This is a genomic window from Streptomyces sp. NPDC001714, assembly GCF_042892755.1.
Classification (GTDB): domain Bacteria; phylum Actinomycetota; class Actinomycetes; order Streptomycetales; family Streptomycetaceae; genus Streptomyces.
In genome coordinates this window covers 195,376-221,632 of sequence record NZ_JBIAUL010000017.1, presented here as the reverse complement: position 1 = coordinate 221,632, position 26,257 = coordinate 195,376, and the positions used below count along the sequence as shown (strand labels likewise).

22 protein-coding genes and 4 pseudogenes are annotated in these 26,257 nt (G+C 71.7%); 16 read left to right on the top strand and 10 right to left on the bottom strand.

Annotated features, from left to right (window positions below; genetic code table 11):
- Positions 1 to 45 precede the first annotated feature (45 nt).
- Genes ACFY0P_RS37525 through ACFY0P_RS37500 form a run of 6 tightly spaced genes read right to left on the bottom strand, consistent with a single transcriptional unit; the run spans position 46 to position 7,216 of the window.
- Positions 46 to 1,473 carry an NAD(P)/FAD-dependent oxidoreductase gene (locus ACFY0P_RS37525; protein WP_388923766.1) on the bottom strand — a complete coding sequence of 476 codons (1,428 nt, stop codon included), beginning with the start codon at positions 1,471 to 1,473 and terminating at the stop codon, positions 46 to 48.
- A 33-nt stretch (positions 1,474 to 1,506) separates the two neighbouring features.
- Positions 1,507 to 2,307 carry an ABC transporter permease gene (locus ACFY0P_RS37520; protein WP_388923762.1) on the bottom strand — a complete coding sequence of 267 codons (801 nt, stop codon included), beginning with the start codon at positions 2,305 to 2,307 and terminating at the stop codon, positions 1,507 to 1,509.
- Positions 2,308 to 3,240, bottom strand: coding sequence for an ABC transporter permease (locus ACFY0P_RS37515; protein ID WP_388923759.1), 933 nt, complete (start codon positions 3,238 to 3,240; stop codon positions 2,308 to 2,310).
- The gene (locus ACFY0P_RS37510) at positions 3,240 to 4,385 is read right to left on the bottom strand and encodes an ABC transporter ATP-binding protein (RefSeq protein WP_388923757.1); all 1,146 of its coding nucleotides are present in this window, start codon (positions 4,383 to 4,385) and stop codon (positions 3,240 to 3,242) included. The genes ACFY0P_RS37515 and ACFY0P_RS37510 overlap by 1 nt, the downstream gene beginning before the upstream one ends.
- Before the next feature lie 7 nt (positions 4,386 to 4,392).
- Positions 4,393 to 5,628, bottom strand: a complete 1,236-nt coding sequence (locus tag ACFY0P_RS37505) for a spermidine/putrescine ABC transporter substrate-binding protein (RefSeq protein WP_388923755.1) — start codon at positions 5,626 to 5,628, stop codon at positions 4,393 to 4,395.
- 52 nt (positions 5,629 to 5,680) lie between these two features.
- Positions 5,681 to 7,216 carry a gamma-aminobutyraldehyde dehydrogenase gene (locus tag ACFY0P_RS37500; RefSeq protein ID WP_388923752.1) on the bottom strand — a complete coding sequence of 512 codons (1,536 nt, stop codon included), beginning with the start codon at positions 7,214 to 7,216 and terminating at the stop codon, positions 5,681 to 5,683.
- 208 nt (positions 7,217 to 7,424) lie between these two features.
- Here ACFY0P_RS37500 and ACFY0P_RS37495 point away from each other — a divergent pair, with 208 nt between their 5' ends.
- The gene (locus tag ACFY0P_RS37495) at positions 7,425 to 7,997 is read left to right on the top strand and encodes an NADAR family protein (RefSeq protein ID WP_388923749.1); all 573 of its coding nucleotides are present in this window, start codon (positions 7,425 to 7,427) and stop codon (positions 7,995 to 7,997) included.
- A 136-nt stretch (positions 7,998 to 8,133) separates the two neighbouring features.
- Here ACFY0P_RS37495 and ACFY0P_RS37490 read toward each other — a convergent pair whose 3' ends face one another.
- A complete protein-coding gene (locus ACFY0P_RS37490) occupies positions 8,134 to 8,847 on the bottom strand; it encodes a DUF4190 domain-containing protein (protein WP_388923747.1) in 714 nt (237 codons plus the stop codon).
- 6 nt (positions 8,848 to 8,853) lie between these two features.
- Here ACFY0P_RS37490 and ACFY0P_RS37485 point away from each other — a divergent pair.
- Together ACFY0P_RS37485 and ACFY0P_RS37480 are read left to right on the top strand one after the other, a co-directional pair.
- Positions 8,854 to 10,098: pseudogene (locus tag ACFY0P_RS37485) on the top strand (adenosine deaminase).
- Between the two features lie 44 nt (positions 10,099 to 10,142).
- A complete protein-coding gene (locus tag ACFY0P_RS37480) occupies positions 10,143 to 10,820 on the top strand; it encodes a glycerophosphodiester phosphodiesterase (protein WP_388923744.1) in 678 nt (225 codons plus the stop codon).
- Positions 10,821 to 10,901: 81 nt separating this feature from the next.
- On the opposite strand, the gene ACFY0P_RS37475 is transcribed toward ACFY0P_RS37480, so the two are convergent.
- Positions 10,902 to 12,572: an RNA polymerase sigma factor gene (locus tag ACFY0P_RS37475; protein WP_388923742.1), complete on the bottom strand. Its 1,671-nt coding sequence runs from the start codon at positions 12,570 to 12,572 to the stop codon at positions 10,902 to 10,904.
- A gap of 199 nt (positions 12,573 to 12,771) precedes the next feature.
- On the opposite strand from ACFY0P_RS37475, the pseudogene ACFY0P_RS37470 reads away from it, so the two are divergent.
- From ACFY0P_RS37470 to ACFY0P_RS37450, 5 genes and pseudogenes are all read left to right on the top strand, one after another.
- Positions 12,772 to 13,302: pseudogene (locus ACFY0P_RS37470) on the top strand (response regulator); the annotation flags it as partial.
- 79 nt (positions 13,303 to 13,381) lie between these two features.
- The gene (locus tag ACFY0P_RS37465) at positions 13,382 to 14,110 is read left to right on the top strand and encodes a LuxR C-terminal-related transcriptional regulator (protein ID WP_388923739.1); all 729 of its coding nucleotides are present in this window, start codon (positions 13,382 to 13,384) and stop codon (positions 14,108 to 14,110) included.
- Between the two features lie 22 nt (positions 14,111 to 14,132).
- A pseudogene (locus tag ACFY0P_RS37460) lies at positions 14,133 to 14,354 on the top strand (hypothetical protein); the annotation flags it as partial.
- Between the two features lie 298 nt (positions 14,355 to 14,652).
- Positions 14,653 to 16,356, top strand: coding sequence for an NAD-dependent malic enzyme (locus ACFY0P_RS37455; protein ID WP_388923737.1), 1,704 nt, complete (start codon positions 14,653 to 14,655; stop codon positions 16,354 to 16,356).
- A 232-nt stretch (positions 16,357 to 16,588) separates the two neighbouring features.
- Positions 16,589 to 17,470, top strand: coding sequence for an SDR family NAD(P)-dependent oxidoreductase (locus ACFY0P_RS37450; protein WP_388923735.1), 882 nt, complete (start codon positions 16,589 to 16,591; stop codon positions 17,468 to 17,470).
- Between the two features lie 220 nt (positions 17,471 to 17,690).
- On the opposite strand, the gene ACFY0P_RS37445 is transcribed toward ACFY0P_RS37450, so the two are convergent.
- Together ACFY0P_RS37445 and ACFY0P_RS37440 are read right to left on the bottom strand one after the other, a co-directional pair.
- Positions 17,691 to 18,209 (bottom strand): DUF3291 domain-containing protein, encoded by a 519-nt coding sequence (locus ACFY0P_RS37445; RefSeq protein ID WP_388923732.1) that lies wholly within the window; start codon positions 18,207 to 18,209, stop codon positions 17,691 to 17,693.
- Between the two features lie 47 nt (positions 18,210 to 18,256).
- On the bottom strand, positions 18,257 to 18,970 hold the full coding sequence (locus ACFY0P_RS37440; RefSeq protein WP_388923729.1) for a helix-turn-helix transcriptional regulator: 714 nt from the start codon (positions 18,968 to 18,970) through the stop codon (positions 18,257 to 18,259).
- A gap of 325 nt (positions 18,971 to 19,295) precedes the next feature.
- Between ACFY0P_RS37440 and ACFY0P_RS37435 the strand changes: the two genes are divergently transcribed.
- From ACFY0P_RS37435 to iolD, 8 genes and pseudogenes are all read left to right on the top strand, one after another.
- A complete protein-coding gene (locus ACFY0P_RS37435; RefSeq protein WP_388923726.1) occupies positions 19,296 to 19,628 on the top strand; it encodes a hypothetical protein in 333 nt (110 codons plus the stop codon).
- Positions 19,625 to 20,512 (top strand): sugar phosphate isomerase/epimerase family protein, encoded by an 888-nt coding sequence (locus tag ACFY0P_RS37430; RefSeq protein ID WP_388923724.1) that lies wholly within the window; start codon positions 19,625 to 19,627, stop codon positions 20,510 to 20,512. The genes ACFY0P_RS37435 and ACFY0P_RS37430 overlap by 4 nt, the downstream gene beginning before the upstream one ends.
- 294 nt (positions 20,513 to 20,806) lie before the next feature.
- Positions 20,807 to 21,388 carry a hypothetical protein gene (locus ACFY0P_RS37425; protein WP_388923721.1) on the top strand — a complete coding sequence of 194 codons (582 nt, stop codon included), beginning with the start codon at positions 20,807 to 20,809 and terminating at the stop codon, positions 21,386 to 21,388.
- Between the two features lie 50 nt (positions 21,389 to 21,438).
- Complete coding sequence (locus tag ACFY0P_RS37420) at positions 21,439 to 21,726, top strand: hypothetical protein (RefSeq protein WP_388923718.1); 288 nt, start codon at positions 21,439 to 21,441, stop codon at positions 21,724 to 21,726.
- Between the two features lie 132 nt (positions 21,727 to 21,858).
- Positions 21,859 to 22,827, top strand: a complete 969-nt coding sequence (gene iolC, locus ACFY0P_RS37415; protein ID WP_388923715.1) for a 5-dehydro-2-deoxygluconokinase — start codon at positions 21,859 to 21,861, stop codon at positions 22,825 to 22,827.
- Between the two features lie 4 nt (positions 22,828 to 22,831).
- On the top strand, positions 22,832 to 23,704 hold the full coding sequence (locus ACFY0P_RS37410; protein ID WP_388923713.1) for an aldolase: 873 nt from the start codon (positions 22,832 to 22,834) through the stop codon (positions 23,702 to 23,704).
- Positions 23,701 to 24,380: pseudogene (locus ACFY0P_RS37405) on the top strand (5-deoxy-glucuronate isomerase). Before ACFY0P_RS37410 ends, ACFY0P_RS37405 begins: the two are co-directional and overlap by 4 nt.
- Positions 24,377 to 26,254: a 3D-(3,5/4)-trihydroxycyclohexane-1,2-dione acylhydrolase (decyclizing) gene (iolD, locus tag ACFY0P_RS37400; protein WP_388923710.1), complete on the top strand. Its 1,878-nt coding sequence runs from the start codon at positions 24,377 to 24,379 to the stop codon at positions 26,252 to 26,254. The pseudogene ACFY0P_RS37405 and the gene iolD overlap by 4 nt, the downstream one beginning before the upstream one ends.
- The last annotated feature ends 3 nt before the right edge of the window (positions 26,255 to 26,257 follow it).

Sequence of the window (26,257 nt, the reverse complement as noted above, 5' to 3'; positions counted from 1 at the left end):
TTTCGGCACCGTATTGAAGTGAGCTGGATCACATATCGAACCGGCTCAGCTGTCGAAGCCCAGCCCCAGCCGGTCCATCGTCCGCAGCCACAGGTTGCGGCGGCCGCCATGGGCGTCGGCGCGGGCCAGGGACCACTTGGTCAGGGCGATGCCCGTCCAGGCGAACGGCTCGGGCGGGAACGGCAGCGGTTTCTTGCGGACCATCTCCAGCCGGGTGCGCTCGGTCTCCTCCCCGGCCAGCAGGTCCAGCATCACGTCGGCGCCGAAGCGGGAGGCGCCGACACCCAGGCCGGTGTACCCGGCGGCGTACGCGACCCGCCCCTGGTGCGCGGTGCCGAAGAACGCCGAGAAGCGGGAGCAGGTGTCGATCGCGCCGCCCCACGCGTGCGTGAAGCGGACGCCCTCCAGCTGCGGGAAGCAGGTGAAGAAGTGACCGGCGAGCTTGGCGTAGGTCTCCGGACGGTCGTCGTACTCGCGGCGCACCCGGCCGCCGTAGTGGTGGATGGCGTCGTAGCCGCCCCAGAGGATCCGGTTGTCGGCCGACAGCCGGAAGTAGTGGAACTGGTTGGCGGAGTCCCCGAGGCCCTGCCGGTTCTTCCAGCCGATCGCGCCGAGCTGCTCCGCGGTGAGCGGCTCGGTCATCAGGGCGTAGTCGTAGACCGGGACGGTGTAGGCGCGGACCCGCTTGAGCAGGTTCGGGAAGATGTTGGTGGCGAGCGCGACCCGCCGGGCGCGGACGGTGCCGTACGAGGTGCGTACGGCCATGCCGGTGCCGTAGGCCTTCAGGTCGAGGGCGGGCGTGTGCTCGTACACCCGGACGCCGAGCGCGAGGCAGGCCTGCTTGAGACCCCAGGCGAGCTTGGCCGGGTGCAGCATGGCCACGCCGCGACGGTCGTACAGGCCCGCCTCGAAGGTGGGTGAGGCGACCTGCTCGCGGACCGCGTCGGCGTCGAGGAACTCGATGCCGTCCGCGAGCCCCTGCTGCTCCAGCTTCCTGTGCCAGTCGCGCAGTTCCCAGGCCTGGTAGGTCTCGGTGGCGACGTCGATCTCGCCGGTGCGTTCGAACTCGCAGTCGATGCCGTGCCGGGCGACGGCGCCCTCGATCTCGTCGAGGTTGCGCCGGCCCAGCTCCTGCAGTTCGTGGATCTCCTCGGGCCAGCGGGCGAGGCCGTTGGGCAGCCCGTGGGTGAGGGAGGCGGCGCAGAAGCCGCCGTTGCGGCCCGAGGCGGCCCAGCCCACCTCGTGGCCTTCCAGCAGGACCACATCGCGCCCGGGGTCGCGCTCCTTGGCGTTGAGCGCGGTCCACAGTCCGCTGTAGCCGCCGCCGACGACCAGCAGGTCGCAGGTGTCGGCGCCGGTCAGCGCGGGCTCGGGGTGGGGCTTGCCGGGGTCTTCGAGCCAGTACGAAACCGGCTGTGCTTCGGAGAGAGACTTGGTCCAATCTGCCTGACGGCTCATGGCGCTTGGGGCCATGATTTTCAACTCCCTACAGAGTCAATCAAGGGGTTATGCCTTTTGCCTGTTGCGGCGGTTGTTGATGAGCATCGATGCCAGGACGAACAGTACGGCGACCAGGAACATGGCCGTACCGATGACATTGATCTGGACGGGCGTGCCACGCTGTGCCGAGCCCCAGACGAACATGGGGAAGGTGACGGTGGAGCCCGCGTTGAAATTGGTGATGATGAAATCGTCGAAGGAGAGCGCGAAGGACAGCAGCGCGCCCGCCGCGATTCCGGGGGCCGCGATGGGAAGGGTGACCCTGAGGAACGTCTGCGCCGGTCCGGCGTAGAGGTCCCGGGCCGCCTCCTCGAGGCGCGGGTCCATCGACATGACGCGCGCCTTGACCGCGGTGACGACGAAGCTGAGGCAGAACATGATGTGGGCGATCAGGATGGTGTAGAAGCCCAGCTGGGCGCCCATGTTGAGGAACAGGGTGAGCAGCGAGGCCGCCATGACGACCTCGGGCATCGCCATCGGCAGGAAGATCAGCGAGTTCACGGCGCCGCGGGCCCGGAACCGGTAGCGGACCAGCGCGAAGGCGATCATCGTGCCGAGCACGGTGGCCCCGATCGTCGCCAGGGCGGCGATCCGGAGGCTGATGGAGAGCGAGCCGCACATGTCGGCGACCCCGCACGGCTGCTTCCAGGCGTCGAGTGAGAACTGCTGCCACTCGTAGTTGAAACGCCCCTTCGGCTTGTTGAAGGAGAACACCGTGACGATGACGTTCGGAAGGAGGAGATATCCGAGGGTCAGGAGTCCCGCGATGACGACGAGATTCTTCTTGAACCACTTGACGAAGGGCATTTAGACCAGATCCTCCGTCCCGGACCGGCGAATGTAGAGGGTGACCATGGCGAGGATCGCGGCCATGAGGATGAAGGAGAGCGCGGCCGCTGTCGGATAGTCGAGAATCCGCAGGAACTGCGTCTGGATCACGTTGCCGATCATGCGGGTGTCGGTCGAGCCCAGGAGTTCGGCGTTGACGTAGTCACCGGCCGCCGGGATGAAGGTCAGCAGCGTGCCGGAGACCACACCCGGCATCGACAGCGGGAAGGTGACCTTCCGGAACGTCGTCCACGGCTTGGCGTACAGGTCGCCGGCGGCTTCGTGCAGCCGTCCGTCGATCCGCTCCAGCGAGGTGTAGAGCGGCAGGATCATGAACGGCAGGAAGTTGTACGTCAGACCGCAGACGACGGCGAGCGGGGTGGCCAGCACACGGTCGCCGGCCGTCCAGCCCAGGAAGTTGGTGAGGTCCAGGATGTGCAGCGAGTTCAGCGTGTGCACGACCGGGCCGTTGTCGGCGAGGATCGTCTTCCAGGCCAGGGTGCGGATCAGGAAGCTGGTGAAGAACGGCGCGATCACCAGGATCATGATCAGGTTCCGCCAGCGCCCGGCGCGGAAGGCGATCAGGTAGGCCAGCGGGTAGCCGAGCAGCAGGCACAGGACCGTGGCGGCGGCGGCGTAGAAGACGGACCTGAGGAACTGCGGCCAGTACTCGCTCAGCGCGTCCCAGTAGGTCGCGAAGTGCCAGGTGACCTTGTAGCCCTCTTCCAGGGAGCCCGTCTGGATCGACGTGGACCCCTGGTAGATCATCGGCAGGGCGAAGAAGACGACCAGCCAGAGGATGCCGGGCAGCAGCAGCCAGTAGGGGGTCCACCTGCCGCGCTTGCGCGGGGGCTTCTTCGTCTCGGGTTCGGCGGGCGCCAGGGGCGGGGGCGCCTCGGAGAGCGTGGCCATCAGGCGGCCTCCTCCTCGGTGCCGGCGTCGATGTCCTGGGCGGCGTCGAGACCGAAGGTGTGCGCCGGGCTCCAGTGCAGGACCACGTCGGCACCGGGCACCAGCCGCCCGTCGCGCTCGACGTTCTGCACGTACACCGCGAACTCGGGGCAGACCGCGCTGTCGATGACGTACTGCGTGGAGACGCCGATGAAGCTGGCGTCGGCGACCTTGCCGGTGATGCGGTTGCGGCCCTCGGGGATGGAGCCCGCGTCGTCCGCGTGCGTGAGGGAGATCTTCTCGGGCCGGACCCCGACCAGCACCTTGCCGCCGGTCGTGGTCGGCGCCGAACACCGCGCCTCGGGCAGCACCAGCTTCCCGCCGCCGGCCTTGAGGATGATGTCGTCCCCGCTCTTCGTGTCTACCTCGGCCTCGATCAGGTTCGAGGTGCCGAGGAAGTTCGCGACGAAGGTCGTGTTCGGGTTCTCGTAGAGGTCGGCCGGCGAGCCGAGTTGCTCGACGCGTCCCGCGTTCATCACGGCGACCGTGTCGGCCATGGTCATGGCCTCCTCCTGGTCGTGCGTGACGTGCACGAAGGTGATGCCGACCTCGGTCTGGATCCGCTTGAGCTCCAGCTGCATCTGGCGGCGCAGCTTGAGGTCGAGGGCGCCGAGCGGCTCGTCGAGGAGCAGCACCTTGGGGTGGTTGATGAGCGCGCGGGCCACCGCGACGCGCTGCTGCTGGCCGCCGGATAGCTGGTGCGGCTTCTTGCGCGCCTGCTCGCCGAGCTGGACCAGCTCCAGCATGTCCTCGACCTGCTTCTTCACGCTCTTGATGCCGCGCCGGCGCAGGCCGAAGGCGACGTTCTCGAAGATGTCGAGGTGCGGGAAGAGGGCGTACGACTGGAAGACCGTGTTCACCGGCCTCTTGTACGGCGGCAGATGGGTCACGTCCTGGTCGCCGAGGTGCACGCTGCCGGTGGTCGGCTCCTCGAGCCCCGCGATCATGCGCAGGGTGGTGGTCTTGCCGCAGCCGGAGGCACCGAGGAGGGCGAAGAAGGAGCCCTGCGGCACGGTCAGGTCCATCGGCTGTACGGCGGTGAAGCCGTTGTCGTAGGTCTTGCCGATGCCGGTGAGGCGGACGTCGCCGCTGCTGTCTGTCGTCATGGTGTCGTCACGCCCCTGTGAGCTTCGCGAACTTCTGCTGGTAGGCCGTCTCTTCCTTCGAGCTCAGGGAGCGGAAGGCACGGGACTTGGCCTGCATGGCCTTGTCGGGAACGATCAGCGGGTTGGTCGCCGCCGTCTTGTCGATCTTGGCAAGGTACGGCTGCACGTCCGCGACCGGGCTGACGTAGTTGATGTAGGCGGCGAGTTCCGCGGCCTGCTCGGGCTCGTAGTAGTAGTCGATGAGCCGCTCGGCGTTCGTCTTGTGGCGCGCCTTGTTCGGGATCAGCATGTTGTCGGTCGACGTCATGTAGCCGCTGTCCGGGATGACGTAGGCGACGTCCGGGTTGTCGGCCTGGAGCTGGACGATGTCGCCGCCCCAGGCGACGCACGCGGCCAGGTCGCCCTTGCTGAGGTCCGAGGTGTAGTCGTTACCGGTGAACCGGCGGATCTGCCCCTTGTCGACGGCCTTCTGCAGCCGGGCGATCACCGTGTCGTAGTCGTCGTCGGTGAACTTCGCCGGGTCGATGCCCATGTCGAGCATGGTCATGCCGACGGTGTCCCGCATCTCGGTCAGCAGCCCGACCCGGCCCTTGAGCGCGGGGTTGTCGAGCAGGTCGGAGACCGACTTCACCTCGACGCCGTTCAGCGCCTTCTTGTTGAAGGCGACGACCGTCGAGATGCCCTGCCAGGGGTACGAGTAGGCCCGGCCCGGATCCCAGTCGGGGCTGCGGAACTGGTCCGACAGGTTGGCGAAGGCGTGCGGCAGGTTGGACGCGTCCAGCTTCTGGACGTAGCCGAGCCTGATCATGCGGGCGGCCAGCCAGTCGGTGAGGACGATCAGGTCCCGGCCGGTGTCCTGGCCGGCGGCGAGCTGCGGCTGGATCTTGCCGAAGAACTCGTCGTTGTCGTTGATGTCCTCGGTGTACTTGACCGTGATCCCGGTCCGCTTGCGGAACGCGTCAAGGGTCGGATGCTTCTTCCCGCTGTCGTCGACGTCGATGTACTCGGGCCAGTTGGAGAAGTTGACGACCTTCTCCGTGGCCGAGTGGTCGTCGGCGGAGACCCCGCCCTGGGACTTGCCGGCCGCGGGGATGCCGCAGGCGCTCAGCGCCCCGACGCCGCCCACCGCGAGCGCGCCGCCGAGGAACGACCGGCGGGCCAGGGCGGCCCGGCCGGTGCGGAGACTGCGCCGCATCGCGGCCACTTCGACCGGGGTCGGGCGGTCGGGCTCGTACTGCCTCATGCGCTTGATGCCCTTTCGGGAAGGGGGCCGTGATGAGCGGCCGGAGATCTGACTATCGGTCCCCGAAGATCGTGCGGTGCCAGTCCTTCCGCGGCACCGCCGTATTGTCGAACATAACGTGCTTGACCTGGGTGTACTCCTCGAACGAGTACGCCGACATGTCCTTGCCGAAGCCGGACGCCTTGTAGCCGCCGTGCGGCATCTCGCTGATGATCGGAATGTGGTCGTTGACCCACACACACCCCGCCTTGATCTCGCGGGTCGCGCGGTTCGCCCGGTAGACGCCACTGGTCCAGGCGGAGGCGGCCAGACCGTACGGGGTGTCGTTGGCCAGCCGGATGCCCTCATCATCAGTGTCGAACGGCAGGACGACCAGCACCGGCCCGAAGATCTCGGACTGGACGATCTCGCTGTCCTGCGGCGCGTCGGCGATCAGGGTGGGCCGGTAGTAGGCGCCGCTCTTCAGCTCGTCCTGCGGGGGCTCACCACCGGTCACCACGCGCGCGTAGCCGCGCGCCCGCTCCACGAAGGCGGCGACCCGGTCCCGCTGCGCGTGCGAGATCAGCGGCCCGAGGTCGGTACCCGGCGCGAACGGGTCTCCGAGCCGCACGGTCTCCATCAGGGCGGCCGTCCGCTCGACGAAGGCCTCGTAGAGCGGCCGCTGCACGTACGCGCGCGTGGCGGCGGTGCAGTCCTGCCCGGTGTTGATGAGCGCACCCGCGACGGCGCCGTTGACGGCCGCCTCCAGATCCGCGTCGTCGAAGACCACGAACGGCGCCTTGCCGCCGAGCTCCAGGTGCAGCCGCTTCACGGTCGCGGTGGCGACCTCGGCGACCCGCTTGCCGACACCGGTGGACCCGGTGAAGGAGGTCATGGCCACGTCGGGGTGCCCGACGAGGTGCTCACCGGCCACCTTCCCCGTCCCGGTGACGATGTTGATCACACCGTCCGGGATACCGGCGAGCGTGGCGGCCTCGGCGAAGAGGAGCGACGTGAGCGGGGTGAGCTCGGCCGGCTTCAGCACGATGGTGTTGCCGGCGGCGATCGCCGGGAGGATCTTCCAGGCGGCCATCTGGAGCGGGTAGTTCCAGGGCGCGATCGACCCGACGACGCCGATGGGCTCACGGCGGATGTACGACGTGTGGTCACCGGAGTACTCGGCTGCGGCCTGGCCCTGCAGATGCCGGGCGGCACCGGCGAAGAACGCGGTGTTGTCGACGGTACCCGGCACGTCGAACTCACGCGTCAGCTTCAGCGGCTTGCCGCACTGGAGGGACTCGGCGCGGGCGAACTCCTCGGCACGGTCGGCGAGCACGGCGGCGAACCGGTGCAGCGCGTCCGACCGGTCGCCGGGCGTGGTCGCGGCCCAGCCGGGAAAGGCGGCCCGCGCGGCGGCCACGGCCCGGTCGACGTCCTCGGTGCCGGCCAGCTCGTACGTGTAGACGTCCGCGCCGGTGGCCGGGTCGACGACGGCGTGCGTACGGCCTGACGTGCCCTTGGCGAACCGGCCCGCGATGTACTGCGCGCCGCCCGCGAGCCGCTCCTGCGCGGGGAAGGTCTCCGGGGTGGCGGTGCCCGGGTTGTCCATGTCGCGTCTCCTCCGCCGTCGCCCGTCCCGAGAGGCGGGTGGCGTAGCTCCAGCTCGATTTGACTGCCGATCCTGACAGAGCAGAGGGAGTCCAACAAGTGATTCCGTTGTTGCCTTTTGGTTACGCGACGGAATCTGTCGACCAGGTGTCGAGTCGGCAGAGAAAAGGCGGGACGGAGTGTCAGTGGTGCCCGAAAGACTGGCGTGCATGGCGAAGATCGATTCTGTGGAGGCCCTGATCAGGGCGGTCCAGGCGGGGGCCAGGATCAAGTACCTGCACTTCTGGGGACACCGGCCGAGCGCGGACGGGCGGGTCTCCGCGAGCTGCCTGAGCCAGTGGTGGCCGTCGCCCTTCGTGGTCGACGGTGTGGAGTACGCGACCGCCGAGCACTGGATGATGGCGGGAAAGGCCCGGCTCTTCGGAGACGCGGCGGCGGAGCGCGCGGCCCTGGCGGCGGCCCACCCCGCCGAGGCGAAGAAGGCGGGCCGCCTGGTCCGGGGCTTCGACGAGGCGATATGGGAGCGGGAGCGCTTCGGGCTCGTGACCGAGGGCAGCGTGCACAAGTTCGCCGCCGACACCGGGCTACGGGACTTCCTGCTGGGGACCGGCGACCGGGTCCTGGTGGAGGCGAGCCCGGTGGACCGGGTGTGGGGCATCGGCCTGGCGGCGAGGGACGCGGGGGCGGAGGATCCGCAGCGGTGGAGGGGGCTGAACCTGCTGGGGTTCGCGTTGATGGAGGCGCGGGAGCGGTTGGAGACAGAGGGGACTGCTTCCGTCTGAGGGGCGCAGGACTTCCGTCCGACGGGACCGGCCCTACCTCAAGGGCGCTGGGGGTGCCCCCGGCCGAAGGCTGGGGGAGGAACTGCCCGACCAGCCCCCACCCACCCGCACCCGACCACCCACCGAACCACCCGAGCTACTGGTGCCCCGCCACCACGATCAGCGTGATGAACACGGCGGCGAGCACCAGCCCCGCCGACCCGCAGATGATCCCGGCCAGCGCCTGCCCGCCGTTGGTCGCCACCCCCCGCTTCACCCGGCCCCGCCCGATGGACCCGAGCACGATGCCCAGCACCCCCGTCACCAGCGCGACCGGTGCCAGGCAGAACCCGATCGCACTGATGATCCCCGTCACCATGGCGGCCGTCCCCAGCCCGTTGTCGGGCATCGGCTGCATCCCCGGCCAGCCGCCGTATCCCCCGGGCCCGGCCGGGTACGACGGCAGCGGCCGGCCGGGATGGCCGTACCCCGGCACCGGAGCTCCGCCGGGAGCAGGGGCGCCGGGGTAGCCGTACGGGACCGGCCCCGGCCCGTTCGGGGCGATCGGCGGTGGCGGCACCGCCGCGCTCTGCGGCTGCTGCGCCATCGGCGGGGCGTAGGGACGGGGCGGCGGTCCGGCGGGATCCGGCGCCGCGAAGGGGTTCGCCGGCGGAGCCGGGGGCGTGCCGGACGGCGCGGCGAAGGGGCTGGCCCAGCCCTGCGGCGGTGCGCCCGCGGAGGCGTCCGGCCCCGGTGTCTCCGCGACCGTCCGCTGGTCGTGGACCGACGGCGGTACCACCGGGGCCTGTGCCGCGGCCCCCTCCCCCTTGTCCAGCCGTACCCTCGGAGTCTCCGGCGCCTCGTCAGCCATCTCGCGATGTCCCCTCTCCCCGACCGCGTGCCGCCGTCATGCTACGGCCCGGTCCTGTCGAACGCCGGTCCGGCCTACGATGACCTCGCATCACCGATCAGCCGATCACCGCGTCGGGCCCCACGGCCGTACCCCGCCGTAGGCGGCCCGCGCCGTTCCGGGGAGGAACCCTTGACCGACCGCCGCACCGACCCCGCAGCCCTGCGCGATGCGCACGACGTGCACGACGTGCACGCCTTCATCGCCGGGCTGCCCAAGGCCGAACTGCACGTCCACCACGTCGGCTCCGCCTCCCCCCGCATCGTCTCGGAACTCGCCGCCCGGCACCCCGACTCCAAGGTCCCGACCGACCCCGAGGCCCTGGCCGACTACTTCACCTTCACGGACTTCGCGCACTTCATCGAGGTCTACCTGTCGGTGGTCGACCTGATCCGCACGCCCGAGGACGTGCGGCTGCTCACCTACGAGGTGGCCCGCGACCTGGCCCGCCAGCAGGTGCGCTACGCCGAGCTGACGATCACCCCGTTCTCGTCCACCCGGCGCGGGATCGACGCGCGGGCGTTCATGGACGCGATCGAGGACGCGCGGAAGGCGGCGGAGGCCGAGTTCGGCACGGTGCTGCGCTGGTGCTTCGACATCCCCGGCGAGGCGGGTCTGGAGGCCGCCGAGGAGACGGCACGGCTGGCGACCGACGACCGCCTGCGCCCGGAGGGGCTGGTCTCGTTCGGTCTCGGCGGCCCCGAGATCGGCGTGCCGCGGCCGCAGTTCAAGCCGTACTTCGACCGGGCCGTCGCGGCCGGCCTGCGCTCCGTCCCGCACGCGGGCGAGACCACCGGACCCGAGACGGTCTGGGACGCGCTGACCCACCTGCGCGCCGAGCGCATCGGCCACGGCACCAGCTCCGCGCAGGACCCGAAGCTCCTCGCCCACCTGGCCGAGCACCGCATCGCCCTCGAGGTGTGCCCGACCTCCAACATCGCCACCCGCGCGGTCCGCACCCTCGAGGAGCACCCGATCAAGGACTTCGTGGCCGCCGGTGTCCTGGTCACGGTCAACTCCGACGACCCGCCGATGTTCGGCACCGACCTCAACAACGAGTACGCCGTCGCCGCCCGCCTCCTCGGCCTCGACGAGCGCGGCCTCGCGGACCTCGCGAGGAACGCGGTGGAGGCGTCCTTCCTGGACCTGACGGGCAAGGCGCGGATCTCGGCCGAGATCGACGCGTACACGAAGGCGTGGCTCGCCCCCTGACGAGGCGCCGCGGAACCCCTGCGGAGCCCTGAGACCATGGGCTCATGCAGACCGTGACCGCCGTGGCCCACCGCGGCGACCCCTACCGCTTCCGCGAGAACACGCTCGACTCCCTGCGTTCCGCGCTCCACCGGGGCGCGGACGCGGTGGAGACCGACGTACGGCTCACCCGTGACGGCGTTCCCGTCCTCCTGCACGACGCCACGCTCAAGCGGCTGTGGGAGCACGACCGCCCGCTGCACGCCCTGTCGGCGGACGAGGTGCGCGGCCTCACCGCGGGTGGTGTCCCGACCCTCGCCGAGGCGCTGGCGGCGACAGAGGGCAGCCGGATGATGCTCGACCTGCCCGGCGACCCGAGCGAGCGGGCGGTGGCGAGGATCGTGGCCGTGGCCCGGGAGTGCGACGCGACGGACCGCGTCTACTACACGGGGGACGCCGTCACGATGCTGGCGGTCCGGGCTGCCGACCCGTCCGCCGAGATCGCCCTGACCCGCAAGAGCCTGGCCCCGACCCGCCCCGCGCTCCTGGCCGCGATCCGCCCCCGCTACCTCAACTACCGCTTCAGCCTGCTCGACCACGCCCTGGTCGAACACGTCCACCGCAGCGGCCACCTGGTCTCCTGCTGGACCCCGGACACCCGCCGCTCGATGCGCCGCCTGCTGGACATGAGCGTCGACTCGATCACCACGAACAGGGTGGATCTGCTCAATTCCCTGCGCTGAAGCGTGCCCCTTCGGGGACGCGGGGCTGTGTTCGACGTGCGGCTCCGCCGCGTGGGCGCGACCAGCCCCCACCGGCCCGCACTAGACCCGCGACCTCTGCGCCACCGTCGCCGGATCACTCGGCACCGACCGCGTCACATACTGCGGAACCGGCGCCGCATCCGTCCCGTCGTCCCGCACCTTCCCGTACCGGATCGCCCCCTCCGCAGGCCCGTACAGCACGTCCTTCTCCGCCGCGTCCCACGACGACGGAAAGACACTCACCCCGTAGTCGGCCCCGCGTTCGTTCACCGTGAAGGTCACGCTGCCGTCGACGTAGTAGTACTCGTTCTGCCACATCTGCTGAGCGCCGGCCGGCAGCACGTCATACCCGGTCGAGGAGCTTCCCATCCCCGTCGCGGAACCGTCCGTCGCACTCACCCGGTCGTCCATGCGCCGCCCACCCCCCGACGCCACGTGGAAGATCTTCCCCTTCAGGCCGGTCCAGGACGGCATGACCAGACTCCCGGCCCGGTACTGAGGTGAGATCTGCCAGCGGACCAGCACATAGCCCTGTCCACTGAGCGTCACGCTGTCGCCGCGGTGGTTCAGCACGGCGTGCGCCCCGCCGCTGCTGGTGATCCCGCCCTCCGGCCGGTGCGGCAGCGCACCCGGCTTCGCGTCCGGGGCCGGCGCCGTGTCGGCCGCGTCGACGACCGAGCCGTAGACCGCCGCGCTCGCCGAAGCCGACGGGGACGGCGAAGGGGAAGGGGCCGGCGGGGAAGTGGTCACCGGCGCCCGCGGTACCGCGCGCGAGACGGCCGCCGTCGGCGACACCGCGGTCCGCGGTGCGGGGTCGTGCGGCGTCTGTACGACGACGTAGGCGCCCCCCGCCACCATCGTCGCTCCCGCCGTCACGGCCACGGCCGGCTTGGTCAGCGCGCCGAGCACCTTCGCCGACCAGCCGACGGAGGTGGCCGCGGCCGCCGTCTTCCCGCCGAGCACCAGCGACAGCGTGAAACCGGCCGGGACCGGCACCAGGGCGATCCCGACCAGCAGCCGTTCGGCCGGCACGACGGAGTCGCGGGCGTCACCGCAGTAGCCGCAGCCGCGGATGTGCCGGGCCAGCCGCTTGCGCCAGACGGAGTCGGGCCGCCCGTCCCAGCGGCCGGTCAGCTCGCGCAGCTCGGGGCAGGCCCCGTCCAGTGCGCGCACGATGCCGCGCGAGGTCTCCAGCCGCTCCTTCATCCGCTGGACCCGGACGGCGGCGTGCTGCCGGCTGATGCCGACGGCCGCCGCCAGTTCGCGCCGGGTGAGTTCGCCGGAGACCTCCAGCCACCACAGCGACACCAGCTGCCGGTCCTCGGCGTCCAGCCAGCGCACGGCCTCCGCGACCTCCCGCCGCTGGCCCTCCAACTGGAGCCGCAACACGGTGAGTTCGGCGAAGTCGGCGGTGCCGTCCGGGACCGCCTCGTCCAGTTTCCGGTCCTGCCTGCGGCGTGCCCGGTCCCGGATCTGCCGCATGGCGATGGCCACCAGCCAGGACCGGAAGCTGTCCGGGTCGCGCAGCGTGCCGAGGTTGTCGACGGCGCGCAGCATGGTCTCCTGGACGACGTCGTCGACATCGGCGTGCCCGTTGAGGGCACGGCCGACCACGTTGTACACCAACGGCAGCCAGCCCTCGACCAGTTCGTCCAGCGCACGCCGGTCGCCGGCCTGCGCGGCCGCGACCGTGGCCCGCCACTGCCGCGCCCCCTGCAGGTCCATCCTCATGACCGCACCCTCTCAGCACGGGCGGTGGCCTTGGCAATGTCGGGGATCACAGGGTGGAGACGGAGTACAGGGTTCCGGGATAACACTTTTCTCGCCCCGCCGGGGCAGCTCCGTCGAGGGGCGGTCGGCCCGCCGTCCACCGCGGTGAGGACATCGCCCTGGTACCCCGGCACCACTCCCCCGCCGAAGATTCCCCCGGGCCGAACTGAGTCCCGACGTCGTCCCCATGGACATCCGGATGCCCGGCATGGACGGCCTGGAGGCGACCCGGCGGATCGTCGCCACCGGCGGCCGCACCCGCGTCCTCATCGTGACCACCTTCGACCTCGACGAGTACGCGTACGACGGGTTGCGCGCCGGGGCCGGCGGCTTCCGGCTCAAGGACGCCCGCCCGGAGGAGCCGGCCGCGGGCATCCACGCGGTGGCGAGCGGCGACGCCGTGGTGGCCCCCTCGCCGACCCGGCGCCTCCTGGACGCCTACGCCCACCGGGTCCCGGCGCCCGCTTCCCCCGCCGAGGACCCCCGGCTGCGCTCGCTGACCGACCGCGAGCGTGAGGCGCTGGTGGCCATCGGCCGGGGCTGGAACAACACCGAGATCGCCGAGCGCCTGGTCCTCACCGAGTCGACCGTGAAGAAGCGCGGGGGCCGGGTCCTCGCCAAGATCGGGGCGCGCGACCGGATCCAGGCCGTGATCACGGCGTACGACGCCGGACTGGTCCGGGCCAAGTAGTCGGACCCCCCTCTCCCGGTACGGCGACTCCAGGCGTACTATGTGAACGAAACAGTTTCGTTCAGGGAACGGACCTCGCATGGAGAAGACAGGCACGGTCTCCGTACTCGTCGTCAACGACCAATCCCTCCAGCGCCTCGCTCTGCGCATGCTCCTCACCGCCGAGCCCGGACTGACGGTCGTCGGGGAGGCGGCGGACGGGGACGAGGCGATCCGTGCGAGCGCCGCGCTCCGCCCCGACGTCGTCCTCATGGACAGCCTGCTGTCCCCGGCGGACGCCATCGACACCATCCGGCGCATCGCCCGCCCCGCCGCCCGGACCCGCACCCCCTCCCCGGGCTTCACCGGCGAGGCGGCGACCGCCTCCCGCACCTCCCGAGTCCTGATGCTGACCCAGGCCGGGCAGGAGGCGGACGCCTGGGCGGCCCTGCGGGCGGGCGCCGGCGGCTTCCTGCTCAACGACGCCGACCCTGCCGAACTGACCGCGGCCATCCGGGTGGTGGCCGCCGGCGACGCCGTCATCACGCCCGGCCTGACCCGCGCGCTGATCGACGCCGTGCGCCTGCAGCACACCGTCCGCCCCCTCCCCCGCACCTCGGGACTCGGCGCCCTCACCGGGCGCGAACGCGACGTCCTGATCGCGGTGGCCTCCGGGTGGACCAACGCCGAGATCGCACAGTGGCTGTCCATCGCCCCGACCACCGTGAAGACCCACGTCAGCAACGTCCTCGCGAAGATCGGCGCCCGCGCCCGGGTGCAGGCGGTGGCCTTCGCCTACGAGTCGGGGCTGATCCGGCCGGCGGCGTAAGCGCTCCACTGGAAGTGCCGCGATGCGCAGTCGTTCGTCCGCGGCGCCGTCGCGGCTGGTCGCCGCGGTTCCTCCCCCAGCCTTCGGCCGGGGGCAATCCCGGCGCTCCTCGCGCGCGCTGCCGAGCGGCAGTCAGAAACTCTCGCCCCCCAGCGCCTTCAGGAACGCCCACGGGTTCCAGTACGCGCTCGACCACTCCACGCTCTCGCGGTCGATCCGCCGCATGGCGGACGCCGGGCTGGCCGCCCGGGCCCGCGCCGAGCACGACCGCCGGGCCTTCATCGTCTCGCTCACCGCCGGCGGCGAGGCGCTCCGCGAGCCGCTCGCCGACCTCTGGACCACCCTCGGCGCCTCGCCACCGAGACCCTGCACCGGCTGCAGGGTGCCGGCCTCCTCGGCACGGTCGCGGAACTGGAACGCGCCTACGCCACGGCCCGGCACGGCTGACCGGTTCCCCGGCGGCGACCGGGAGCGACCGGGAGCGACGGGGAGCGTCCCGCACGCGATCCTGGAAGCGATACGGAAACGGCAAGGAGCCGATCATGACGACCCAGTGGAACGCCGGCGAAGGACGCATCGAGACCACCGCCCGCGGCCGTGCCGTGCTCTCCCAGCCCCGCCTCAACCGCGGCACCGCCTTCACTCCCGAGGAGCGGCGGATGCTGGGCCTGGTGGGCCTGGTGCCACCGGCGGTGCTGACCCTGGAGCAGCAGGCCGAGCGGGCGTACCAGCAGTACGCGGCGCAGCCGACCGACCTGGCCAAGAACGTCAACCTCACCGCGCTGCACGACCGCAACCAGGTGCTCTTCTACCGCCTGCTCTGCGACCACCTCGACGAGATGCTGCCCATCGTCTACACCCCCACCGTCGGCAGGGCGATCCAGCGCTACAGCAACGAGTACCGACGCCCGGCCGGCGTGTACCTGTCGGTGGACGCCCCGGAGGAGATCGAGGGCGCGCTGACGGCCGCCGGCCTCGGCCCCGACGACGTGGACCTGATCGTCGCCACGGACGGCGAGGCGATCCTGGGCATCGGCGACTGGGGGGTGGGCGGCATCGACATCTCGGTCGGCAAGCTCGCCGTCTACACCGCCGCCGCCGGCATCGACCCGAACCGCACCCTCGCGGTCATGCTGGACGTCGGCACCAACCGCCAGGAACTCCTCGACAACCCGCTCTACCTGGGCAACCGGCACCCGCGCGTGGACCGGGAGACATACGACGCCTTCATCGACGCCTACGTCACCACCGCCCGCCGGCTCTTCCCGCACGCCCTGCTGCACTGGGAGGACTTCGGTCCCGCCAACGCCCGCCGCATCCTGGAGCGTTACCGCCCGACCGAGTTCACCTTCAACGACGACGTCCAGGGCACCGGTGCCGTCAACCTCGCCGCCGTGCTCTCCGGCGTGAAGGCCAGCGGGATCCCGCTGCGCGACCACCGGGTCGTGATCTTCGGCGCGGGTACCGCCGGCATCGGCATCGCCGACCAGCTGCGGGACGCCATGGTCGCCGACGGGCGGACCGCCGGGGAGGCCACCGCGCGCATCTTCGGCGTCGACCGCTACGGCCTGCTCACCGATGACCAGCAGGACCTGCGCGACTTCCAGGTCCGCTACGCCCGGCCGGCCGCCGAGGTCGCCGACTGGCAGCGGGACGAGAAGGTGGGCGGCATCGCGCTGGCCGAGGTCGTGGCACGGGTCCGGCCGACGGTCCTGATCGGCACCTCCGGGCAGGGCGGCTCCTTCACCGAGGAGATCGTCCGTACGATGGCCGGCCACGCCGAGCGGCCGATCATCCTGCCGATGTCCAACCCGACGGACCTGGCCGAGGCGGTCCCCGCCGACCTGCTGGCCTGGACCGACGGCCGCGCGCTGATCGCCACCGGCAGCCCGTTCCGCCCAGTCGAGCGGGACGGGGTGCGGTACCTGATCGGGCAGGCCAACAACGCGCTGGTCTTCCCGGGCCTCGGCCTCGGTGCGATCGTCGCCCGGGCCACCCGGGTCACCGACGGCATGCTGGTCGCCGCCGCGCACGCCGTCGCCGGGCAGACCGACGCCGACGGCCCCGGCGCGCCGATCCTGCCCCTCACCGACCAGCTGCGCGAGACCTCGGTGGCGGTCGCCGTGGCGGTGGCCCGCGCCGCGGCCGCCGACGGGGTGGCCGGCACGACCGTCGACGACTCCGTCGAGAAGCGGATCAGGGCCGCCGTGTGGCAGCCGGTCTACCCGCCCGTCAAGGCCGTCTGACCCGACGAGACGCCCCGCGGCACCCTGTCTTCCGCCCCTCCCGTCCGCCACCCCGGGCTCTCCGACGCGCGGGCCGCCCGTGACCTCGGCATCGCCTGCCCCGTCCCCCGACCCCTGCCCCTGCCTCTGCTCCCGGCCACGCACCGCTTCGTCCACCACGCTCCCGGACACCGCCACCCAGCGTTAACACAACCAGGTTGCACTAATACCGCAACCGTGTTTTGCTATCAGCATGAGTACCCACACCTGGTTCGTCACCGGCTCGTCCCGCGGCTTCGGCCGCAACCTCGCGATCGCGGCACTGGAGGCCGGCGACAACGTCGTCGCCACGGCTCGCAGGCCCGAACAACTCGACGACCTCGTACAGAAGTACGGCGACCGCGTACTGCCCGTCGCACTCGACGTCACCGACCGGCCGGCCGCGGTGGCCGGCCTGCGGGCGGCCGTCGACCGGTTCGGCCGGGTCGACGTCGTGGTCAACAACGCCGGGTACGCCAACCTCGGCGCGGTCGAGACCACCGCCGAGGACGACTTCCGCCGCCAGTTCGACACCAATTTCTGGGGCGTCTACAACGTCTCCACGGCCGCGCTCCCCGTCCTCAGGGCGCAAGGAGGCGGCACCGTGGTGCAGTTCTCCTCCATCGGCGGCCGGGTCGGCGGGACGCCGGGCCTCGGGTCGTACCAGGCCGCCAAGTTCGCCGTCGACGGTTTCACCCGCGTCCTGGCTGCCGAGACCGCGCCCTTCGGCATCCGCTACCTGGTCGTGGAGCCGGGCGGCTTCGCCACCGACTGGGCGGGCCCGTCGATGCAGATCCCCGAGGTCGCCCCGGAGTACGACCCGACGGTCGGCGAGCTGGTCCGCATGTTCGGCGGAGCGGCGACCCCGGCCGGCGACCCGAGGCGCGCCGGGGAGATCCTGGTCAGGGTCGTGAAGCGGCCGGAGCTCCCCTCCCACCTGATCCTGGGCGCCGATGCCGTGCGGATGGCCCAGGACTACTCCCACGGCCAGCTGGCGGAGGCGGCCGCCTGGGAGCCGGTGAGCAGGTCGGCCGACTTCGGCCAGGACCATACGGCCGACCTCCCTGACGCCGCGGCCGAAACGGGAGGCCGGTGACGCCGGCGATCCGGACGACGTCCGGCAGGCCGCCGATCTCCGCGATCATCGCCGCGTTCTGCCGGGTGACGATGGCGTGCCCGGCTTTGCTGGGCAGGGCCAGCCGCACCGACCTCACCGGCACGGGCACGGACACCCGACGCGGCCGGCCGTCGAGACCGGCCGGGCATCGTGAGCCACGGTGAGGGGCGTCCGCCGCACGCGCGCGGGCGTACGCCCCTCACCCGCGCCCGGCGGGAGCGGTACCGACGTCCGGGACCGGGCGCGGTGCGAGGGCGGCCTCGTCCGCGGAGTGGGAGGAGGCGAAGGTGAAGGCGCGCGCGGACGGTCCGTGCGCGCGCAGGTCGGCCAGCCGTTCCAGGGCCTCGTCGGTGGTCGGGAGGTGACCGGCGGGGACCCACCAGAGCACCAGATGCGCCTCGACGTGCCGCTCGAACCACTCGCGCCGGCGCCGCATCACGTCCAGGTGCTCACTGCGGTAGGTGAAGCCCCACAGCGCCTCCTGGGTCTCCCAGACCGTCAGGTTGACGATGACGTCCTCGCCCGCCGGGCGCAGCGCGGTGGCGTCGGCCGCTCCGTCCTCCACGAGCCGCCACACGAAGCCGGGCGCGCCGTCGGCAGCGGCGTTGACCGTGTCGAGCAGGTCGACGAAGGGCGCCATGCGCGGGTCGTCGAGGGGGAAGCGGAGCGTGGCGACATTCAGCTGGGCGAGGTGGGCTGCGTGCGCGGATGCGGTCATGGCCTCATACCAGCACGCACCCCCTTCTATGTCAATCACCGTTGTTTTTAGAGTTCTTCGTCAGCGGCCGCCACGGCCTCCACCACCACGCAGCACTCGCCCGGCCGTGCGGCCATACGGGCCCGGACCGGGCCGTCGGTGCCGAGCAGCCCCTCCACCAGCGCGAGGTTCATGCCGCAGACGAGCGGCGGGAAGCGTTCGGCGACGGCATGGAAGGGGCAGTTGCGCATACGGACGACAGCCGGGGTCGCCCCGGTCGCACCCTCGGCATCCGCAGCGCCCTCGGCGCCCCCGGCGGCCTCCAGGTGCGGTTCGTAGCCTCGGGCCGCGAGCGTCCCCATGGCTTCTTCGAGGCTTCCGCAGGGCGCCGCCGAGCCGCGCAGGGCCTCGCCGCGGCGGCGTGCGGCCGCGCACAGCCCGGCGTCCAGCCCCGCCTGCTCGGCGGCCTCGGCGAGCAGTTCGGCGGCGGTGCGGTAGTCGCGGGCGGGCAGCGACACCGCTCGCTCCTCCCGGGCCCGGGTGTACACCTTGGCCGGCCGGCCCGCGCCCGGCCCCGAGCGCCCGGTCAGCCGCCGGCTGCCGGTGTCGAGCAGGCCGGCCTCGGCCAGCCTGTCCAGATGGTGCGCGGCGAGCGTGCGCGCCACCCCGGTCGCCTCGGCGGCCTCGTTACGGCCGACCTCGCGGCCCTGCGCGGCCACGTATTCGTACAGTCGGCGCCGCACCGGATCCTGCAACGCCGCGATCGCGTCGATGTCGTTCACCCGGCCATTCTAGGAACAACACGGGTTGGAGATAGAAGGCCCGCAAGGTCACCGCCTGCCGTCCGACCCGACCCGTCCCCGTGGCCCGGACGGGATCGGCCGCCGCCGGGTCTTCGACGGGGTGGCGCCGGCGATGCCGGCACCCGTGCGATGACGGGCAAATGACGGTCCCGATGACGGCCAATTGATGGATCCGAGGGCTTCACCAAATCCATTGCCGACCCTAGCGTTACGACCACGTGAACGGCCTGGCCGTCGGCCGTGCGCCCCTGATCGGCGCCTCGGCCACGGCCCTGCTCTGACGGTTTCCTGAACGGAGAGGGCGATGGCGCCCGTGGAGTTGCTGATCGGCGGCCGGACGCGGAGCCGCGACGCGGTGCCGGACACCCGTCCACGAGCGGCCGCGCAGCGCGCCACGCGCCCACCCGTGCCGGGAGCGATCCCCGTCGGCTGCGGCTGGGGCTGCCTGGCCGTCCTGGAGCCGGACCGCCCCTCGGCCGCCGGAACGGCCGTCCACCATCCGCTCTTCGACCACCCGGACGCCGTCCGCACCCGCCACCTGACGGGGAGGGCGCGCCGGGCGACGACTCCGGTCCTCTTCGACGCCGCCCGCGGCGTCGCCGGCCCCCACTGGAACCACCGAAAGGCCACGGCATGACCACCCCGCAGCAGAACCGGATCGCCGGCGCGCCCATTTCCTGGGGCGTGTGCGAAGTGCCCGGATGGGGCTACCAGTTGACGCCCGAGCGGGTGCTGAGGGAGATGCGGGAGGTCGGTTTGGCGGCCACCGAGTTCGGCCCCGACGGCTTCCTGCCCGCCGCCCCCGAGGCGATGGCCCGCGTCCTGGCCGACCACGACCTGCACGCCGTCGGCGGCTTCACGCCGCTCCTGCTCCACGTCCCCGGCCACGACCCCCTGCCCGAGGCGGAACAGCTCCTGGCGAACTACGCCGCCTCCGACGCCGAGGTGCTCGTCCTGTCCGCCATCACCGGCCAGGACGGCTACGACTCCCGCCCCGAACTCGACGCCGACGGCTGGAAACTGCTCCTGTCCAACCTCGACCGGCTCACCGCACTCGCCGCCGAACGCGGCGTACGCGCCGTCCTGCATCCGCACGTCGGCACGATGATCGAGAACGGCGACGAGGTCCGCCGCGTCCTGGAGGACTCGTCGATCTCCCTCTGCCTGGACACCGGCCACCTGCTCATCGGCGGCACGGACCCCGCCGAACTCACCCGGCAGGCCCCGGAACGCATCGCCCACACCCACATGAAGGACGTGGACGCCACCCTCGCCGCCAAGGTCCAGTCCGGCCGCCTCACCTACACCGACGCCGTCCGCGCCGGCATGTACCGCCCGCTGGGCGCCGGCGACGTCGACGTCCAGGCCATCGTCACCCACCTCACCAGCCGCGGCTACGACGGCTGGTACGTCCTCGAACAGGACACCATCCTCACCGCGGAACCCAAGGAGAAGGGCCCGGTCGAGGACGTGTGGGCCAGCGCCGAGCACCTGCGCTCGGTACTGCGCGGCGCCGCGTAGCCCCGCACGGCCGCGCCGTCGACGCAGCCAGGAGATCCCGGAAGACACCAGGGACGAGGGACGACGAGCGACATGGACACCGAGGATCTGCTGGACGCCGTGGGCACCCGCCTCGGGATCGAGTTCCTGCCCTGGTCCGACGTCAGGACACGTCGGCACTCTCTTCGAGGACACCGTCCGGCGCCGCCGCCTCTGCGGCGAAGGCTCCGCACGGCCGGCCGGTGAAGTGGCCCGCTGTACCAGCGCCGGACTAGGTTGGCTGCCGGGGACGGACGATCAAGCGGGGTGGGACGCATGGCCGGGTTGGATGATCTCGTGGCGTTGTTCGGCCCGCCTCCGGCGCGAGAATCGTCGCCGGAGGACTGGGCCGAGGTGGAGGACTACGTCGGCTCGGCGCTGCCCCGCGACTTCAAGGCGTTTCTGGACGCCTATGGCACGGGCGTGATCTGCGGCGAGCTGGTCGTCTTCCATCCACGGGGTTCCAGTCCGCTGCTTGCGCGGATGCGGAAGATCCACGACTCGTTCGGCCGGTCGTGGCGCGGCGACCCGGACGCGTATCCGTTCCGGTTCCATCCCGAACCGGGCGGCCTCGTCTCCTGGGGCTACGACTACTCGGGCGACGAGCACTTCTTCTGGCCGTGCGCCCCGGAGCCGGACCGCTGGAAGGTCGTCACCAACATCAACGGGGCCGACCCCGAGGTCTTCGACGGATCGTTCACCGAATTCGTGCTCCGGTTCGTCAAGCGACTGTGCGACGTGGACCCGGAGCACGGCATCGACCCGGAGGCCTTGGAGTTCCTCGAGCAGGAGGACCTCGACGAACTGGCGGAGCTCGGCGAGGCGGGTCCGGTCGCCCCGGGGTTCGAGCCGCTCTGACCGGCGTCCCTCCCGGGTCGGGCCCGGCGGACCGGACGCGACCGCCGCCGGTGAGCCGCACACCTGCCGTCGCCGGCGAGGCGCGCGACGGCGGTCGGCCGCGCGGCTACGGCGCCCCTTCGCACGGACCCGGCGCCCCCGGCGTCATCAAGCACGCGGGCGACCTCCTCACCCACGTCCACCTCGCCGACGCCTTCGGCGAACTCTTCCGCGATCTCCGCGCGAACGGCTTCGCCGGCACCCTGACGGCGTGCGTGTTCGCCTGGGAGGAGAAGGCGAGGGAGTCCTCCCTGTTCATGCGGGAGACGATCGGCGCGTACGCGACAGCCTCGTCATAACAACCTATTGACATGACATATACGGGACGGCATCGTACTCGACTGAAGCGTGCTTCCAAAGCGCTCTAAGTCTGGCGCGGTCCTGCACCGCGCCGCGATGCCGGGGTCTCCGGAGCGAAGGGAACCAGCGGGATGCCGTACGAAGTGCTGACCATGGGCCGGGTCGGGGTGGACGTGTATCCGCTCCAGACGGGCGTGGGGCTGGCGGAGGTCACCTCGTTCGGGAAGTACCTGGGCGGCAGCCCCACCAACGTCGCGGTCGCGGCGGCCCCGTACGGCCGCCCCGCCGCGGTGATCACCAAGACCGGCCGGGACCCCTTCGGCGACTTCGTCCGCACGGCCCTCGACGGCTACGGCGTCGACCCCCGCTTCGTCGGTACGTCGGACATCGCTCCGACACCGGTGACGTTCTGCGAGATCTTCCCTCCGGACGACTTCCCGCTGTACTTCTACCGCCTGCCCAAGGCCCCGGACCTGGACATTCAGCCGGACGATCTGGACCTGGCGGCGGTGCGGGACGCGGGGATCTTCTGGATCACCGGCACCGGCCTGAGCGAGGAGCCGAGCCGCTCGGCGACCCTGGCCGCCCTGGCGCACCGGGCCAAGACGGGTACCACGGTCTTCGACCTGGACTGGCGGCCGATGTTCTGGCGGGACCCGGCCCAGGCGCAGTCGTACTACGCGCAGGCGCTGCACCACACCACGGTGGCGGTCGGCAACCTCGACGAGTGCGAGGTCGCCACCGGCGAGCGCGAGCCCTACGCCGCCGCGAAGGCACTGCTGGCGGCAGGCGTGGAGCTGGCCGTGGTCAAGCAGGGCCCGAAGGGCGTCCTCGCGATGGACCGGGACGGTTCGGTCGCCGAGCTCCCGCCCGTGCCCGTGGACGTGGTCAACGGGCTCGGTGCCGGTGACGCCTTCGGGGGCGCGCTGTGCCACGGGCTGCTGTCGGCCTGGGACACCCGCCGGACGGTGGCCTTCGCCAACGCCGCCGGTGCCATCGTCGCGGGCCGGCTGGCCTGTTCCGAGGCCATGCCGACCGAGGCCGAGGTCGACGCGAAGCTCCGCGAGGCCTCCCTCGCCCTCACCGACCGAGAGGTGTGACGACGTGCTGTCCGACAACGTGAGCCGGATCGTGGCCGCCCGGGTGCACGACCCCGGCGCCGTCGCGGCCGCCGCGGCACGCCGGGTGAAGGCGACCTCGCTGCTGGGCGAGCACGGCAGGGCGATGATCATCGCCGCCGACCACCCCGCCCGCGGCGCCAACGGGGTCGGCGGAGACCCCAGCGCCATGGCGGACCGCTTCGAACTCCTGGACCGCCTCTGCACCGCCCTGGAACGCCCTGGCGTGACCGGTGTCCTCGGCACCGCCGACATCCTCGAGGACCTGCTCCTGCTCGGCGTCCTCGACGGCAAGACCGTCTTCGGCTCCATGAACCGCGCCGGACTCGCCGGATCGGTCTTCGAGATCGACGACCGCTTCACCGGCTATGACGCCGAGACCATCGCCGCCATGGGCTTCGACGGCGGCAAGATGCTCACCCGCATCGCCCTCACCGACCCCGCCACCCCGTCGGCTCTCCAGGACACCGCCCGCGCGGTCGACGAACTCAACGACCGGCAGCTCATCGCCATGGTCGAGCCGTTCATGAGCGAGTGGCGGGACGGCCGGATCCGCAACGACCTCTCCACCGACGCCGTGATCAAGTCGGTCACCATCGCGTCGGGTCTCGGCCGGCGCAGCGCCTACACCTGGCTGAAGCTGCCGGTGGTCCAGGACATGGAACGCGTGCTCGCCGCCTCCACGCTGCCCGCGCTGCTGCTGGGCGGCGAGGTCACCGACCCCGATGCCGCCTTCACCTCCTGGGGCCGGGCCCTCAGGCAGCCCACCGCGCAGGGCCTGGTCGTCGGCCGCTCCCTGCTCTACCCGGCCGGCGGCGACGTCGCCGGCGCCGTCGACAAGGCGGTGAGCCTGCTGTGAGCAGCGAATACCGTCTCCCGGCCGGTACTTCGGCCGACGGCCCCTACGACCTCCTGGTCACGCCCGAGTCGGCGGGCCGGGGATACTCCGGCCTCAGGATCCTGACCCTGAGGCCGGGCGAGACGCACGCCCTGTCCACCGGGGAGTCCGAGTTCCTGGTGCTGCCGCCGACGGGCTCGCGCACCGTCACCACGGACGGCGGCACCTTCGAACTCACCGGCCGGACGGGCGTGTTCAGCTCGGCCACCGACTTCGCCCACCTCCCCCGCGAGTCGGCGGCCGTGATCGGCGGCGCTGCCGGGGCCTGCTCGCGGCAGGTCGACAACCACTGCCTGCCGGGCGCCTACTTCGAGGTCTCCGGAGAGAACGGCTTCGGCTACCAGCGCGATGGGGGCACCTCCCGCTCGAGCGAAGCCGAGAGCGCGGGAGGCACGGCCGAGCGGCCGGTCGACCTGCCCGCCGAGCTCCGCTCCGGTGTGCGGTGCTGATCCCGCACGGCTGGCACGGCCCCTCGGTCGCCGCGCCCGGCTACGGCCTCTACCACCTCAACGTCATGGCCGGCCCCGGGCCGGACCGTGCCTGGCTGATCTGCGACGACCCCGCCCACGGCTGGGTCCGCGCCACCTGGGACGCCCAGGACGCGGACGACCGGCTGCCCTTCGGAGAGAACCGATGAACACCGTACGACTGACCACCGCCCAGGCCCTGGTCCGCTTCCTGGCCCAGCAGTACAGCGAGCGCGACGGCCAGGAGCAGCGCCTGATCCCCGGCGTGTGGGGCATCTTCGGCCACGGCAACGTGGCCGGCATCGGGCAGGCCCTGCTCCAGGCGGCCACCACCGGCGAGGCCGACCTGCCTTATCACCTGGCCCGCAACGAACAGGGCATGGTGCACGCGTCGGTGGCCTACGCCAAGATGCGCGACCGGCTGGCCGCCTTCGCCTGCACCGCCTCCACGGGTCCGGGCTCCACGAACATGATCACGGGTGCGGCGCTGGCCACCACCAACCGCCTGCCCGTCCTGCTCCTGCCCTCCGACATGTTCGCCACCCGCGCCGCCGACCCCGTCCTGCAGCAGCTGGAGGACACCCGCGGCGGCGACGTCACCGTCAACGACGCCTTCCGCGCCGTCTCCAAGTACTTCGACCGCATCCAGCGCCCGGAGCAGCTGATCCCGGCCGCGCTCGCGGCGATGCGGGTGCTGACCGACCCGGTCGAGACCGGTGCCGTGACGCTGGCGCTCCCGCAGGACGTCCAGGCCGAGGCGTACGACTGGCCGGTCGACTTCTTCCGCCGCCGGGTGTGGCACGTCGGCCGCCCGGTCCCCGAGCCCCCCGCCGTCGAGCGGGCCGCGGCGCTGCTGCGCAACGCGAGGAAGCCGCTGATCGTCGCCGGCGGCGGTGCCGTCTACTCCGGCGCCGAGACCGCGCTGCGCGCCTTCGCCGAGGCCACCGGCATCCCGGTCGCCGACACCCACGCCGGCAAGGGCGCCGTCGCCTGGGACCACCCCTGTGCGGTCGGCGGCATCGGCTCGACGGGCTCGTACGCGGCCAACGAACTGGCCCGCGAAGCCGACGTGGTCCTCGGCATCGGCACCCGCTACTCCGACTTCACCACCGCCAGCCACACCGTCTTCGGCAACCCGGACGTCACCTTCGTCAACCTCAACGTGGCCCGCCTGGACGCCGTCAAGCACTCGGCGGAGCCGCTGGTGGCCGACGCCCGCCTCGGTATCCAGGCCCTCGCCGGTGCCCTCGACGGCTGGGAGGTCTCCCCCGCCTACCGCCGCCGCACCCGTGAACTCATCGCCCGCACCCGGGAGATCGAGGACGCGTGCTACCACGTCGGTCACGGCCCGCTCCCCGCGCAGACGGAGATCCTGGGCGCGCTCAACGACGTCCTGGACGACCGTGCCGTGGTCATCAACGCGGCCGGCTCCATGCCCGGCGACCTGCAGCAACTGTGGCGGGCCCGCGACCCGAAGGCCTACCACGTGGAGTACGCCTACTCCTGCATGGGCTACGAGGTGGCCGCCGGCGTCGGCGCGAAGATGGCCGACCCGTCGCGCGAAGTGGTCGTACTCGTCGGTGACGGCTCCTATCTGATGATGGCTCAGGAGATCGTCACCATGGTCTCCGAGGGCCTGAAGGTCGTCGTCGTGCTGGTCCAGAACCACGGTTTCGCGTCGATCGGTGCGCTGTCGGAGTCGCTCGGCTCGCAGCGCTTCGGCACCGAGTACCGCTACCGCAACGGAGCTTCGGGCCATCTCGACGGCGACGTCCTGCCCGTCGACCTGGCGGCGAACGCGTCCAGTCTCGGCGCGGACGTGCTGCACGCCGCCTCCGTCGAGGAGTTCCGCTCCGCGATGGAGAAGGCGAAGGCCGCCACCCGCACCACGGTCGTCCACGTCGAGACCGACCTGTACGGCCCCAACCCGCCCGGTCACGGCTGGTGGGACGTCCCCGTCAGCCAGACCTCCGCCCTCGACTCCACCCAGGCCGCCCACGAGACCTACGCCACCCGCAAGCGCGCCCAGCGTCACTACCTGTAAGGA